The organism is Virgibacillus sp. W0181 (assembly GCF_051846915.1).
Classification (GTDB): domain Bacteria; phylum Bacillota; class Bacilli; order Bacillales; family Amphibacillaceae; genus JBPYCR01.
This window is the reverse complement of the sequence record NZ_JBPYCR010000010.1, coordinates 56,511-71,379: the sequence shown is the minus strand read 5'-3', so window position 1 is coordinate 71,379 and position 14,869 is coordinate 56,511. Positions and strand designations below refer to the sequence as shown.

The window sequence follows — 14,869 nt, the reverse complement described above, 5'->3', positions numbered from 1 at the left end:
TAATGCTGTAGTTTATAAAATTATATAAAAAAAAGCGCCTTTTAATAAAGACGACTTTTTTTACTTCTTCTTTTTTACTTTTCCAGTCCACTTTTTAAATCCGCCCTGTAATTGATTAATGTTTTGATAGCCTTTTTTATTCAATAAGTGAGCTGCTCTAGCGGAACGTCCACTATTTTGACAATATAAATATACGGGTTTATCGGGACGAATTTCTACTAGACGTTGTTTCATTTGCGTCAATGGAATGTTTCTTGCCCCAAGAATATGACCATTATCAAATTCTTGTGGTTCTCTTACATCAATTAACTGTGCTTTTCTATATCCTTCTATGAATTGTTCTTCTGTTAGCACATGTAAAAATGTACGTTGTTTAAAGTAACGAAAAGCCGTAAAAGCAATAATAGCAATTATTAGTGCAATTGTTACATAAAGCATGGTAAGACCTCCTTTTTCTATCTAAGCAGCATATAAATGTACATACGTAAATTATATCATCCATTAATCTATCAAGAAACAAGCAATTCTTATCTAATTACATAAATAAAGCAAAATGTCAATATATAGATGTAGTATTTTTATAAAAATACTATATATTGATTTAGTATAGAATGGATGATATATTTATATTAACATAAAATCCAACAAAAATCGTTTAAAATGAAATGTTGATTAAAAGGAGCGATTGATGATGTCGAATACAGTTCAAGAGCAAATGGAAATAAACGTATCTTCTCTAAATAAAGATATTCAACTATTTCCACAAGTACATCCAATTGATAATGATATGAAAATAACACATACAGGAGTATCCCGATTAGTGATGCTTGATCGTTATGCATTTAAAGATACAGAGAAAAAAACAGTCAAAAAAGGTGATTTTGTTGTATTAACCGTTAAATCTGATCCGAATTTTCCTGCGAGAGGTTTCGGTTTTATAAAGGATATTGACTGGGATAATAATATGGCCACGATTATTGTTTCCTCAGAATTTACCGGTATCCTGGAAGGCGTTGAAGCGGAAACGGGTATCGTGAAACGTAATCTAGCCGTAATAGACAAACCGTTGGAAATTTTTTATGAACAGATTGCCAAAAGAAACGCTACAGGATTAGTCGCTGTAGAAAACACAAGCGAAAAACAGAAGGAATGGTTTGATAAATTTTATAAAGAATTATCCGATTTAAATTTTATTCCTGCTGGTAGAGTTTTATATGGGGCAGGCGCAAACACAGATGTTACGTATTTTAATTGTTATGTTATGCCTTACATTAAAGATTCACGAGAAGGTATTTCGGATCACCGAAAACAAGTGATGGAAATTATGTCACGCGGTGGGGGAGTAGGAACGAATGGATCGACACTACGTCCACGGAATACATTGGCACGAGGTGTAAATGGAAAATCATCCGGCTCCGTTTCTTGGCTGGATGATATAGCGAAATTAACACATCTTGTAGAACAAGGCGGGTCAAGAAGAGGTGCACAAATGATTATGCTCGTTGACTCTCACCCGGATATAATCGAATTTATTATTTCTAAGATGCAAAATCCAAGAATTTTGCGCTATCTGATTGAAAACACGAAAGATGACCAAATAAAACGATTAGCAAACGAAAAACTAAAATTCACTCCATTAACCAATACAGAGCAAGATCTTTATCAAGGTATATTAAATTATAAAAGCATGCCTGGAATTGGTGGATTCACCGAAGAAGCGATCAAAGAAGCAGAAGAAAAAATAACAACCGGCGGAACTTATACAGTTCATCATCCGGACTTTTTGTCAGGAGCGAATATATCAGTATGTTTAACTAAAGAGTTTATGCACGCTGTTGAAAATGATGCTATGTATGAATTGCGTTTTCCTGATGTGGAAAATTATTCTGAAAAAGAAATGAAAGACTATAATGAAAAATGGCATGAAATTGGTGATGTGCGTAAATGGGAAAAAATGGGGTATGGCGTTCGCGTCTACCGGCGTATTAAAGCGAAAGAGCTTTGGGATTTAATTAATATTTGTGCAACATACGCGGCAGAACCAGGTATCTTCTTTATAGATAATGCAAATGATATGACAAATGCTAAAAGTTACGGACAACAAGTGGTGGCGACTAACCCTTGCGGCGAACAACCGCTAGCTCCTTATTCCGTTTGTAACCTAGCAGCAGTTAATTTAGCTCAAATGGCGAATAAACAATCCAAAACCATTAATATTGAGAAGTTGAAACGAACGGTTGAAACCGGGGTTAGAATACAGGACAATGTCATCGATGCAACTCCATATTTCTTAAAGGAAAATAAAAAGCAAGCATTAGGCGAAAGACGAGTAGGTTTAGGTGTTATGGGCTTACATGATTTACTAATATACTGTGAAACCGAATATGGTTCAGAAGCAGGTAACCAGCTCGTTAATCAAATCTTTGAAACAATTGCTACAACTGCTTATCGCACTTCAATTGAATTGGCGAAAGAAAAAGGAAGTTTTCCATTTTTAGTAGGGAAAACGGATGAAGAAACAAGCGAATTAAGAGAGGCATTCATTCACACCGGCTACATGAAACAAATGCCGCAAGATATCAGAGAAGGAATTATCAAATATGGCATACGGAATTCACACCTATTGACAGTGGCGCCGACTGGATCCACAGGTACAATGGTAGGTGTAAGTACTGGACTTGAACCATACTTTTCCTTTTCTTACTATCGCAGTGGGAGACTTGGCAAATTTATCGAAGTGAAAGCAGATATCGTTCAGGAATATTTACGCGATAATCCGGAAAAAGATGAAAATAATTTGCCGCATTGGTTTGTAACTGCTATGAGTTTGTCCCCTGAAGCCCATGCAGATACACAATGTGTTATTCAGCGCTGGGTGGACAGCTCGATTTCGAAAACAGTAAATGCACCTAGAGGTTATACGGTGAACCAGGTGGAAAGTGTCTACCGCCGACTTTACCATGGCGGAGCAAAAGGCGGAACCGTATATGTGGATGGCAGTAGAGATTCGCAAGTATTGACACTTGAATCTGAGGAAGGCGAGTTTGAACAAGAAAAAGAAAATTACGTTACGGAAGAAAAGCCACGTGTTGTTATTATGGATACAATACAGGAACTTGAAAAAACGAACATTACGATCGGGTCGGAAATTGGTGATCGCTGTCCGGTTTGTCGAGAAGGACATGTTGCAGATGTTGGCGGATGTAATACATGTACAAGTTGCGGGGCACAATTGAAGTGTGGATTATAATTTAAATTAATTTGAATATCGATCGAGAAGAAGTTTCCGTTAACATTTGCGGAAACTTCTTTTTCTTGAAAGAAAGGCATGATACTAACAAGATAAAGGATTAGAGAGTCATTTTGTATCAATTAAGTTTTGGTAACTATTGTGTGCAACAAAGTTGGAATGTTTAAAAGGCATAAGAAGAAAGGTTGTTTCTTTTGTTAAAATGCGATACCATTATAAGTGTAAACAAAGTTGCACTTCGTAAAAAATGATGCAAAGGAGGGTTATTGTGCCAACTCCGAGTATGGAAGATTATATTGAAATAATTTATAACTTAATTAATAATAAAGGATATGCGCGAGTATCGGATATAGCTGAAGCTTTAGATGTCCACCCATCGTCCGTAACGAAAATGGTTCAGAAATTAGATAAAGATAATTTCCTTGATTATGAAAAATATAGAGGTTTTGTATTAACGGATAAGGGAAATAAAATTGGAAAACGGTTAGTATTCCGACATGATTTACTGGAACAATTTCTTGAAATAATTGGGGTGGATGAAGAAAATATTTATGATGATGTCGAAGGTATTGAACACCACTTAAGCTGGAATTCAATTGATCGTATTAGTGATTTGGTTAATTACTTTAACGAGGACACAACCCGGATTAGCAAGCTGGAACAATTGCACGACAGAGATAATGAGGCAAAAGTATAACGATCGATTCATGCAAACAGCGAATTGTTTGTATGAATCGATTTTTAATATTTTAGAAGTGATAAAAAAATTCCGATCAAATTGACGGATCGATCTTTGTCGTAACAAGACTTACCCCTGCTCATGTACTTTAGGAATTTCTTTTAACGTTTTCTACGTTCTGGTGGCCGCAAATGTCTGTACGACTTACCGACTAGCTTTATGGCGATATACAGAAGTCATCACACTCGGCAGAAGTCCGCTACGCTATGCAATGCTTCGCTTACTCCTCGATGCACCAGTTATGCTAGTATCGGCATTATCATAGGAAGTAACGACCTTAGCCGGCTGGTCATTTTTCTCCCACCTATTTGAACCGCACTTTCATCGAAAAAAGTTCTATTTTCTTAATTGTTGACTTACTTATAACTAATCATTATTATACATATTTAAAAAATTATGAGGGGAAGACATCAATGGAAATTGATCTTGTTTTTTCTGGTGGAGGAGTTAAGGCATATGCTTTTATAGGCGTTCTCGAAGCTATAGAGAAGAAAAAATTATCCATAAAACGTACAGCTGGGACATCAGCAGGAGCTATGATAGCTGCATTACTAGCGGCTGGTTATCAAAAGGATTCAATAATTAAAACAATTGATAAATTGGATAAGAAAATGTTTTTGGATGAACCCACTTTAAGTAAAATCATTCCGTGGAGTAAATGGCTTGTTCTATATTTTAAAATGGGGTTGTATAAAGGAGATCAACTTGAAAAATGGATGTATGATCATTTAGCTGCAAAAAATGTATATACCTTCAAAGACTTGCCGCGTGGCTATTTGAAAGTAGTTGTCAGCGACCTAACATTAGGTAAGTTGATCGTTATACCCGACGATCTGGAACGTGTATATGGAATCGATCCTTGGTATTTCCCTATAGCCAAAGCGGTTCGGATGAGTGCAGGTTTTCCATACTTCTTCATGCCGACAGCATTATCGCAGGCGAGTAAAGAAAAAAGTCTTATTGTGGATGGTGGACTCTTAAGTAATTTTCCGCTATGGGTTTTTGAAGGAAAAGAAAAACGAATTGATCGGCCGATACTCGGAGTTAAGTTAAGTGAATCAATGGATCAAATAGAGCCAAATAAAATAAAAAACGCTTTAGATATGTTATATGCGTTATTCGATACAATGAAGCAAGCGCATGATTCAAGATATATTTCAACATCGAAGAAAAACAATATTATTTTTATACCTGTAAACCATATTCGTTCAACAAATTTTTCTATCGATGAAAAATCAAAAGCTGATTTGATTGAAATCGGCAATAAAAGAGCAGATGAATTTTTGCGCAGATGGCCCAAATAACAGTTTATATTCAGGAATATTAAAAGACCGAGCAGCTTAGTAGGTTGCCCGGTCTTTTTCTTTTTTACCATCGATCACACGTAAATGTGAGGGTCGTTTACTCATTCTTCTTTTTTGTTTTGCTTGTATCGGACTTTTCTTTTTATAGTTTTTATCCTGATGCATTTTATATTTTGTTTTTGATTGTTTGACTGCCTTTCTATACTTTTTCATTTCCGAGTTTGAACCTGGTCTCTTTCTTAGGAAGATAAAATAAATCACCGCAAATACTGCTAACCCCATTCCAATCATGACAAACACATTTGCTAAAAAGTTTTTCGTATTGCCAAACAATTGCGTTATCAACCCGATGCCCGCTAGACCCAAGATGACATAGACTAAGAAAGTGAATTTATTTCTACCCATCTATATCCTCCTTTCTCCAATAATCTGATTTGTACAGTTTATAAAAGATTGTGAATGTGGATCTTTTTATACAATAAAGCTCAAAAGTTAAAGCGCAACAATGAAAATCATAAAATGTATTGTACTTGATAAAGTAGATGTTACAGAGTTACTACACTTCATATTATACATCACTATCATCAGAATGAACCAGGTCTTAAACTGCATCAATACGAATTTGGTAATTTATCATATATACATTAAATTGTTCCCTGTTTATTGAAGAAGTATGCACCTATTATCGTTTTCTTTATCAAAAAAGGCAATTATCTTTATTTTACAAGATAATTGTTCAGATAACTAGTTAACCAGAGTAAATACATTTTGTACTATGATTTATTTTTATGTAATTGGAAAAGCTAAAACTAGTGTTTTTGAGTATTACTACTATTTTAAGGCTAGATGGATACAATTAATACCGAATATAAATAAAATGGAGGTGCTTGTTTTGTCATCTAAAACATCACAAAAAAAACCGAAAATAAATGGGATATTATTGAAAAGATCCATAATTACTGGAATTTTTGCCGGTCTTTTTTGGGGGAGTATAGGAGTGTTTCTTTATTACTTCAATTTCTCAGAAGTATCTCCAGCATCGTTTTTAGTGCGGCCTTGGATTTCAGAAGCGTGGACAGATAAATGGATAGGGGATATTGCTTCCGTTCTATTAACAGGAATAGTTTCGATATTATCTGCAATTGTCTATTATAGCTTATTAAAAAAACAAAATAAAATATGGGTTGGAGTTTTATATGGAATAATTTTATGGGGAGTAATTTTTTACCTTTTACAACCTGTCTTCACGAATATACCCGCTTTAAAAGAGATGAGCAAGGAAACAATTACCTCTACAATTTGTTTGTTTATTTTATACGGAACATTTATTGGCTATTCCATATCATACGACTACTTCGATTCAATAATAGAAGATTGAATAACGCCATTCGTATGTAAAATAAATAAGTGGTAGTAATTATTCAAAATGGCCTATTTATGTTAAACTATTCACATCTGACCATTGTTGTAAGATTTTTCTACATTATGGTATTTATTTTTTCAAACGATCGTTTTTTAATCCTAATACTGATGATGTAATTTTTTAATGAAACCCACTTCTTTGGGAAGGTCGGAAAGGGATGAGAATATGACCAATAAATTAAAAAACCTCCAAAGCACACTGGAAAATCATCAAATTGACGGGTTGTTGGTGACAGATCCGGTTAATCGAAAATATATAACCGGCTTTACGGGGACGGCAGGAGTGGCGTTAATCACAAAGAATGAAGCACTTTTTATAACGGATTTTCGTTATACAGAGCAAGCAAAAGTGCAAGCAAAGCATTTTAAAATCATTGAACATAAGAAGCTTCTTGCTGAAGAGATTAATAAACAATTGAATAATTTAAACGTGAAACGATTAGGGTTTGAAAAAAACAACGTAACTTATGCAACTTTCGAGCGATATTCCAAATTGTTTTCGGCAGATCTAGTGCCGGTCAGTAGTATTATTGAAGAAATCAGGTTGATCAAAACAGATCAGGAAATTGCTATTATGAAACATGCTGCCACCATTGCCGATGCAGCTTTCGAACATATTCTGGATTATATCCGCCCGGGTGTTCGTGAAGTGGAAATTGCCAATGAACTTGAATTTTTTATGCGGAAAAAAGGAGCAGCTTCCTCTAGTTTTGATATTATTGTTGCTTCAGGTTTTCGCTCAGCACTTCCTCACGGAGTAGCTTCAGAAAAGACGGTTCAGACAGGCGAACTTGTCACGATGGATTTTGGTGCGTTTTATAACAATTACTGTTCAGACATTACGAGAACGGTAGCTGTTGGATCAATTAGCAACGAATTAAAAGAGATTTATGAAACTGTCCTAGAAGCACAGTCACTTGGGGTTGAGCTAATAAAGCCTGGTATGACAGGTAAAGAGGCGGACGCAATTACGAGAGATTACATAACTAAAAAAGGATACGGAGAATTCTTTGGTCACTCTACCGGACACGGACTGGGCATGGAAGTGCATGAGGGACCGGGGCTTACTCCACGTGCTGACAGAAAGCTTTTACCGGGGATGGTCGTAACGGTTGAGCCCGGTATATATGTACCGGATACTGGTGGTTGTAGAATTGAAGATGACATTGTAATAACAGATACTGGAAATGAGCGATTAACTCACGCCCCTAAACATTTAATTAAGCTATAGAATAAGTTTAATCAAGGAGGAATACGTCATGATTTCTGTAAATGATTTTAAAACAGGATTAACTATTGAGTTCGATAATAATATTTGGCAAGTGCTGGAATTTCAACATGTAAAACCAGGGAAGGGCGCTGCATTTGTTCGTTCCAAATTGCGCAATTTACGAAATGGCAATATCCAGGAAAAAACATTCCGCGCAGGTGAAAAAGTAAATAAAGCGCATATTGAAAATAAAAAAATGCAATATTTATATGGATCTGGTAATTCTCACGCTTTTATGGATGTAAATACATATGATCAAATAGAGTTACAACAAAGTCAGATTGAACATGAGTTAAATTTTATTAAGGAAAATATGGAAGTAGATATTATCACTTATGAAGGAGAAATCCTTGGGGTGTCATTACCTAAAAACGTAAAATTAGAAGTTTCCGAAACAGAACCCGGTCTTAAAGGGGATACCGTAAGCGGCGGTTCTAAACAAGCCACATTAGAAACAGGTTATCAAGTACAAGTCCCTCTTTTTATTAATCAAGGAGATGTACTGGTAATTAGCACTTCGGAAGGAAAATATGTATCAAGAGCATAATGGAATATAATAGATAGCTTAGAAGCAGTCGCAATGCGGCTGTTTTTTGTTGGGCAGAAAAAGATATCGCTTTAGTAAATGCGATTAAGCTTTTTTAAATCCCATAACCCTTTCTAGCGCACGAGCCGTGCACTCAAAATGGTTAATGACACAACATCGTGGAACTGCGCGTATATGCTCGCCTCACCGGAAGCATTTGTCGCAACACCTCCATGACTAACATCGTGCTAGTCCAAGGCTCACCACTCTCCACGGCAAAGAAGACACCGTGAATGCAAATGTATAAACGGATGTCGCGCTTGTGCCCTGTCGGCGAAAGCGAGTATATTCCATGAGAGGTAATGTAGGAACTTTGTTTTTCCTACAATTTTCTGAATACCCTATATATCTCCCCTGTCTTTACCTTTAAATGACCATCTTCCTGCATCATTCATTTGTCATATTTTTCTTCTCTCCACATACATTTATGATATAGCTGTTATCTAAGGTGGTACTTAAAATGGAAGAAATATTGCGTTTATTTACGGATGACATTAAACAGGCTGTCATTTCTAAAGTTGAAAATCGCTGGGACAAGTTACAAGAAATACGCATTCGCCTCTATCAACCGCTAGAAATTGCCTTTGATGAAAATACAGAATGGATAGAAACAGTAAAGCCAAATAAAAAAGATGGTATTTTTCTATTAAATCAGATGAGTCAATTTTCCTTATACCGAATGGAAGATGAGTTGAGAGAAGGATACATTACCATTGAAGGTGGTCATCGAGTCGGCATCGCTGGCAAAGTTAATACAGCACAAGGTCATGTAAAAGCCCTACAATATATTACATTCTTCAATATTCGTATTGCTAAGCAATTAACAGGAATTTCTTCTGGTATTTTGCCACATTTATATAACAGATCAAATAATAACTATTTCAACACGTTATTTATAGGCGCACCGCAAACAGGAAAGACAACTTTGATACGGGATGTTGCACGAGTAATTGGGACTGGTTGGAAGCATACCCCACCTAAAAAGGTAGGAGTTATTGATGAACGATCTGAAATTGCCGCTTCGATCAAAGGTGTCCCACAGCATAATCTCGGCTTGAGAACAGATATAATGGATGCTTGTCCAAAAGCAGAAGGGATGATGATGATGATTCGCTCTATGTCCCCTGATGTTCTTATCATAGACGAAATAGGCAGTACACAAGATGTACAAGCGTTAATGGAGGCCATCCATGCTGGTGTTCAAATTTGTTGTACCATTCACGGTCAGTCGATGGACGAGTTAAATAAGCGCCCTTCATTACACGATTTGCTTCGGAATGATGTTTTTGACCGTTATGTTTTATTATCTAAGCGGCAAACCCCAGGTCATGTAAAATCTATTTATAATGGCTCGAGACAGCTTATTTGGGGGTGATAGATCATGAAGTGGATAGGTGCTTTATTATTTATCGCAACGACTACTTGGATTGGGTTTGAGTGGAGTAACCATTTCCATAAACGGCCAAAACATATTCGTCAATTAAAAAATGCCCTGCAAATTTTAGAAGCTGAAATATTATATAGTCAGTTACCTTTACAAGACGCTTTTCAAACAATATCTAACCAGATACCGTATCCAACTAACTATTTATTTAAGCAATTAAGTAATAAAATGACGGGAAATAGAATCGACCTCGGTTATTTGTGGAATGAGCAAATTGAAAAGTACATGAACATATCAGCAATTGGAGCAAACGAAAGAGAAGTAATGAAGCAATTTGGACAAACATTGGGACAGCATGACTTTTACCAGCAGCAGAAACATATTCAGCTTGCCATTAAACATCTTGATAGAGAGCTGGAAGAGGCAAGAGACAACCAGCAAAGATACGGAAAAATGGCCAAAAGTATTGGTTTTTTATGTGGCTTGTTTATTATATTACTGTTTATTTAATAAGAAAAGCGCAAGCGCCCCACTTAGAAACGCAGCGACTGGACCGAAGCAACTGAGATAAAGGAATCACGATGAGCATGGCGAATCGATGATAACTTATCGGAAGGCGCTGCGGGAAGTCGCCTAGTTTCTGGGCGATTAAGCTAGACAGCTATGCGCAAAAATTTATACTTTCTTACCTTTTAAAGAAAAGCGCAAGCGCCCTTCCTAGAAACGTAACGACTGCGCCAGCTCAAAGCTGGTGGTTCGATGTAGCCACGCAAAGTGGCGCTTTTAATCGAACATTCCAAAAACATCTTGAGATAAAGGAATCACGCCCCTGCAAAAGGGGGTAAGCCAACGTTGGCGCGGGAGGCCGCATTTAGTTGGCCCTCCTTTACCTATGGAATCGATGATGACTTATTGCAAGGCGCTGCAGGAAGTCGCATAGTTTCTGGGCTGGCAGGCTTAGAATGCCGCGTCCTGGGACTGAGCGTGAATGCTCGTCTCACCGAAAAGATTTGTGGCGCCGTCTGGGACTGCGCGTAAATGCTCGCCTCACCGAAAAAATTTGCACGTCGAAGCTAGACAGCTATGCACAAAATTATATACATTCTTATCTTTCAAGAAAGGAGCACATCCATGTTCGCTGACGCATCTATTTTATTCCAAATAGCCGGAATTGGTGTGATTGTAGCACTTATACACACAATTTTAAAACAGATGGGAAAAGAAGAAATTGCCCAATTCGCAACATTGGTCGGCTTCATAATTGTACTCGTCATTGTTATAAATAGTCTTTCAGGGCTGTTTCAACAAATAAAATCTGTGTTTTTGTTTCAAGGGTAATGTCAAATGGATATCGTTCAAATTGTCCTTTTGGGTCTGATTGCAAGTATATTATACATTATTTTAAAAGATGTAAATGCTACATTTGCATTTTTCATTATTGTTATTACAGGAATTATTATTTTCCTGGCAATTATAAATCAAGTTGGATTGGTCATTCAGCTCATTCATATAATGGGACAAAAAGCGTCCATTGAAGGTATGTATTTAGAAACTATTTTAAAAATTATTGGTATTGCATATATTGCAGAGCTTGGGGCGAATATTACAAAAGATGCCGGATTGGGCGCAGTAGCCGCCAAGATTGAACTGGCCGGAAAAATATTCATTCTTTTGCTCGCTATTCCAATTATTACAGCAGTGATTGAGGCGATCTTAAATTTTATGCCTAATACATTTTAGTAAAGAAAGGAGCATACCGGGTGAATGAAACATATTAAAGGCATTACTATTTTTCTTTTATTCACTGCTGTGTTGCTCTTAATCACCGAGGATTCTATTTATGCAGAAGCGAATGTAGATGAAGCCGAAGACGAGATTCTGGATGAAATTTCGCTGGCGCCATTACAATCTGAATGGAATGACATTATTGATAATTACGGCGGCTATATGCCCGAAATAAGTAAAACGTCTGTAAGAGACATGATTAGTAATAGTGAAGCATTTTCATTAAAAGCTGTCTTTTCCGGTTTTATAAAATTTTTATTTCATGAAATTATTGTTAATGGAAAACTTTTAGGAACGCTTATTATGCTCACTTTATTTTCAACTATTTTGCAAACGATGCATACAGCCTTTGAACAAAGCACAATAAGCAAAATTGCTTACTTTATCGTTTACATCGTTTTATTGTTTATTGCACTGAATAGCTTTCATACCGTCTTTTCCTATACGAAAGATGCCATCGATACGATGAGTAGTTTTATGATTGCATTGCTTCCACTCGTCTTAGGATTGATGGCCACGTTTGGGAATGTAATGAGCGTTGCATTTTTTCATCCAATCGTTATGTCACTTATCCATCTAAGTGGTGTACTTATTTCAACATTCATTATGCCTTTATTGTATTTATCTGCACTGCTAATAATTGTAAGCAGTTTAAATGAAAATTATAAAGTTACGCATCTAGCCAATCTATTAAAATCGGTCAGCCTAGGTACGTTAGGCTTATTTTTAACCGTATTTGTTGGGGTGATGTCTGTCCAGGGAACGGCAAGTGCAATACAAGATGGAGTTGCCATGAAGACCACAAAGTTTATAACGGGAAACTTCATTCCGGTTGTCGGACGAACCTTTACAGATGCTGCTGATACGGTATTTAGTGCCTCTTTATTGTTGAAAAATGCTGTAGGGATCGTAGGCGTCACGATTATTGTCTTTCTGGCGTTATTCCCAGTCATCAAAATAGTAGCAATCGCCATTATTTACAAATTAGCAGCTGCTTTATTGCAGCCGGTCGGAGACGGACCTATTATTAGCAGTTTAAACACAATTAGTAAGTACATTGTCTATATTTTAGCTTGCTTACTGGCAGTTACACTTATGTTTTTTTTAGCCATTGTGTTCATCGTTGCTGCCAGCAATGTCACATTGTTGCTTAGATAGGGTGATAAATACATGAACATGCTCATAGAATGGATAACCGAAATTCTTATATTTTTACTACTGGCAGCAATCATTGATTTACTAATTCCTAAAACGGCAATGAAAAAATATGTAAAGCTTGTGATGGGATTGATATTATTACTTATTTTTTTAAAACCGTTATTTATACTTTTTCAAATAGATATTGAAACATCTTTACAGCCGGCGATATCAAGTGTTTTTGACGAAAATCAAAAAAGCGCGTCGATAGAAAGTTCAATGGAATTTCAAAAAAAAGAAATACAAGCCTCCCAAGATGCATATATTTTAGAACAAATGGAAAATCACTTGATAGGTATGGCAAATACTCCTCTAGCAGAAAATTACCATCTCAACATTTCAGGTATACAGTTTTCATTTCAAAATGAGTCCAAGCCGGTATATGAGGAGTTGGATCAACTGGTTGTATATCTAACAGAAGCAGAAGATGAGAAAGGAGCTGTGAGTGCTGTTGAAGAAGTAGTGATCAATACAGACAAAAAGCAGACAGATGATCCAATACAGAATTCAGAAGAGATTAAAGACAAGCTGGAAGATATTTGGGAACTTGAAAAAGAAACAATTACCATTCAATGGGAGGGAGGGACATAGTGAAGGACAAACTAAAAAAATTATTACAAAAAGTTATTCCCGTCCATAAAGAAAATGGAACTTCCAAAAAAACAAATTATTTAATTATTATTGCTTTAATCGGAATCCTGCTCATTATTATATCCAACACATTTGCTACATTATCTAAGGATCCGGAGAACGATCAAGAGGAAATTCAAATAAAAGAAAGTGACAAAAACAGGAACACTGAAGCAGTTGAAACTTCTGTAATGAACGAAGTGGATAATTTGGAAACAAGCTTTGAAAATGAATTAAAAGAGATGCTTGAAAAAATCGAAGGTGTATCCGGTGTGGAAGTAATGGTAAATCTTGATTCAACAAATGTAAAAGTATATGAAAAAAATTTAATTTTAGGACAGCAAAAGACAAATGAATCTGATCAGAATGGTGGTATCCGCAAGGTGGAGGACAGTACAGAGGAATCTCAGGTCGTTTTGATTCGCCAAGGAGATCAAGAAGTGCCAATACTTATTCACACTAAAAAACCCGATGTAAGAGGTGTTTTTATTGTCGCAAAAGGGGCAGACCATGCAACTACGAAAAAATGGATTGTAGAATCCACTGCAAGAGTCCTCGATGTCCCTACTCATCGTGTATCCGTAATGCCAAAGAATTAAGGGAGGAATATATATGTTAAAAAAACAAACCGTTTGGCTGCTTACTATGCTTAGTTTAATGATTGTGCTTAGTGTTTACTACATGATGTCGGATAAAGAAGATTTGGCTTATATTGACCGGGGGGAAAATGAGTCAGAGGAAGCAAGTTCCACTGATCCGGGGAATGATGATGGTGCAGAAGTAGACAGTATTAACAACGTCGGACACGACGAACTGTTCGCAACAATACGAATGGAACTACAAGATGAAAGAAGCATGAAAAAAGATCGATTAAAAGAAGTTGTTGCTTCAAGCTCAGCATCGGCTACAGAGATAAATGAAGCATTAAATGAAATTGATAAATTAGATCAATTGACGACAAAAGAAACAATTTTGCAAGAATCGATTCTAGCTGCCAAAGATCAATATGAAGATGTGTTAGTACGCCAAGACGACGGAAAGGTTCATGTGCATGTAAAAGTAAATGAACTGTCCAAGCAGGAAGCAAATTATATTATGCAGATGGTGAGAGATGAATTTGGTCAAGTAACTGTAGATGTTAATTTCCAACCAACTGGAAGTTAGCACAAATAGTTACATCACTTAGAAAAAAGTACCGTTTTATAGCATTCTGTCTTAAAATTAAATGGAGTTCAGAAAAAGAATTACAAAAAGCAGCATTAAGAAAATCATTATATGAACGATTCAAGTTCCGGGGAGGAT

Annotated in this window: 16 protein-coding genes; 14 read left to right on the top strand and 2 right to left on the bottom strand. The window is 36.3% G+C overall.

Annotated elements, in window-relative coordinates; genetic code table 11:
• Positions 1-60: 60 nt before the first annotated feature.
• Positions 61-438, bottom strand: coding sequence for a rhodanese-like domain-containing protein (locus ACLIBG_RS06460; RefSeq protein ID WP_439311938.1), 378 nt, complete (start codon positions 436-438; stop codon positions 61-63).
• A gap of 253 nt (positions 439-691) precedes the next feature.
• Here ACLIBG_RS06460 and ACLIBG_RS06455 point away from each other — a divergent pair, with 253 nt between their 5' ends.
• From ACLIBG_RS06455 to ACLIBG_RS06445, 3 genes are all read left to right on the top strand, one after another.
• Positions 692-3,250, top strand: a complete 2,559-nt coding sequence (locus ACLIBG_RS06455; protein ID WP_439311937.1) for a vitamin B12-dependent ribonucleotide reductase — start codon at positions 692-694, stop codon at positions 3,248-3,250.
• A 268-nt stretch (positions 3,251-3,518) separates the two neighbouring features.
• Entirely contained in the window at positions 3,519-3,947 is a 429-nt protein-coding gene (gene mntR, locus ACLIBG_RS06450; RefSeq protein ID WP_439311936.1) for a transcriptional regulator MntR, read from the top strand.
• A 455-nt stretch (positions 3,948-4,402) separates the two neighbouring features.
• A complete protein-coding gene (locus tag ACLIBG_RS06445) occupies positions 4,403-5,293 on the top strand; it encodes a patatin-like phospholipase family protein (protein ID WP_439311935.1) in 891 nt (296 codons plus the stop codon).
• Between the two features lie 36 nt (positions 5,294-5,329).
• Here the strand turns inward: ACLIBG_RS06445 and ACLIBG_RS06440 are convergent, their stop codons facing one another.
• Positions 5,330-5,698 (bottom strand): SA1362 family protein, encoded by a 369-nt coding sequence (locus ACLIBG_RS06440; protein ID WP_439311934.1) that lies wholly within the window; start codon positions 5,696-5,698, stop codon positions 5,330-5,332.
• A gap of 487 nt (positions 5,699-6,185) precedes the next feature.
• On the opposite strand from ACLIBG_RS06440, the gene ACLIBG_RS06435 reads away from it, so the two are divergent.
• From ACLIBG_RS06435 to ACLIBG_RS06385, 11 genes are all read left to right on the top strand, one after another.
• Positions 6,186-6,671, top strand: a complete 486-nt coding sequence (locus tag ACLIBG_RS06435; RefSeq protein ID WP_439311933.1) for a YqhR family membrane protein — start codon at positions 6,186-6,188, stop codon at positions 6,669-6,671.
• A 210-nt stretch (positions 6,672-6,881) separates the two neighbouring features.
• Positions 6,882-7,946 carry a M24 family metallopeptidase gene (locus ACLIBG_RS06430; protein ID WP_439311932.1) on the top strand — a complete coding sequence of 355 codons (1,065 nt, stop codon included), beginning with the start codon at positions 6,882-6,884 and terminating at the stop codon, positions 7,944-7,946.
• 28 nt (positions 7,947-7,974) lie between these two features.
• Entirely contained in the window at positions 7,975-8,532 is a 558-nt protein-coding gene (gene efp, locus ACLIBG_RS06425; protein ID WP_439311931.1) for an elongation factor P, read from the top strand.
• Positions 8,533-9,031: 499 nt separating this feature from the next.
• Complete coding sequence (spoIIIAA, locus tag ACLIBG_RS06420; protein ID WP_439311930.1) at positions 9,032-9,946, top strand: stage III sporulation protein AA; 915 nt, start codon at positions 9,032-9,034, stop codon at positions 9,944-9,946.
• A gap of 6 nt (positions 9,947-9,952) precedes the next feature.
• The gene (gene spoIIIAB / locus ACLIBG_RS06415) at positions 9,953-10,465 is read left to right on the top strand and encodes a stage III sporulation protein SpoIIIAB (RefSeq protein WP_439311929.1); all 513 of its coding nucleotides are present in this window, start codon (positions 9,953-9,955) and stop codon (positions 10,463-10,465) included.
• Positions 10,466-11,086: 621 nt separating this feature from the next.
• Positions 11,087-11,293 carry a stage III sporulation protein AC gene (spoIIIAC, locus tag ACLIBG_RS06410; RefSeq protein WP_439311928.1) on the top strand — a complete coding sequence of 69 codons (207 nt, stop codon included), beginning with the start codon at positions 11,087-11,089 and terminating at the stop codon, positions 11,291-11,293.
• Positions 11,294-11,299: 6 nt separating this feature from the next.
• Positions 11,300-11,695, top strand: coding sequence for a stage III sporulation protein AD (gene spoIIIAD / locus ACLIBG_RS06405; protein WP_439311927.1), 396 nt, complete (start codon positions 11,300-11,302; stop codon positions 11,693-11,695).
• Between the two features lie 24 nt (positions 11,696-11,719).
• Positions 11,720-12,898 (top strand): stage III sporulation protein AE, encoded by a 1,179-nt coding sequence (gene spoIIIAE / locus ACLIBG_RS06400; protein WP_439311926.1) that lies wholly within the window; start codon positions 11,720-11,722, stop codon positions 12,896-12,898.
• 12 nt (positions 12,899-12,910) lie between these two features.
• Entirely contained in the window at positions 12,911-13,528 is a 618-nt protein-coding gene (gene spoIIIAF / locus ACLIBG_RS06395) for a stage III sporulation protein AF (RefSeq protein ID WP_439311925.1), read from the top strand.
• Entirely contained in the window at positions 13,528-14,166 is a 639-nt protein-coding gene (gene spoIIIAG / locus ACLIBG_RS06390) for a stage III sporulation protein AG (protein WP_439311924.1), read from the top strand. Before spoIIIAF ends, spoIIIAG begins: the two co-directional genes overlap by 1 nt.
• 13 nt (positions 14,167-14,179) lie before the next feature.
• A complete protein-coding gene (locus ACLIBG_RS06385) occupies positions 14,180-14,731 on the top strand; it encodes a SpoIIIAH-like family protein (protein WP_439311923.1) in 552 nt (183 codons plus the stop codon).
• The last annotated feature ends 138 nt before the right edge of the window (positions 14,732-14,869 follow it).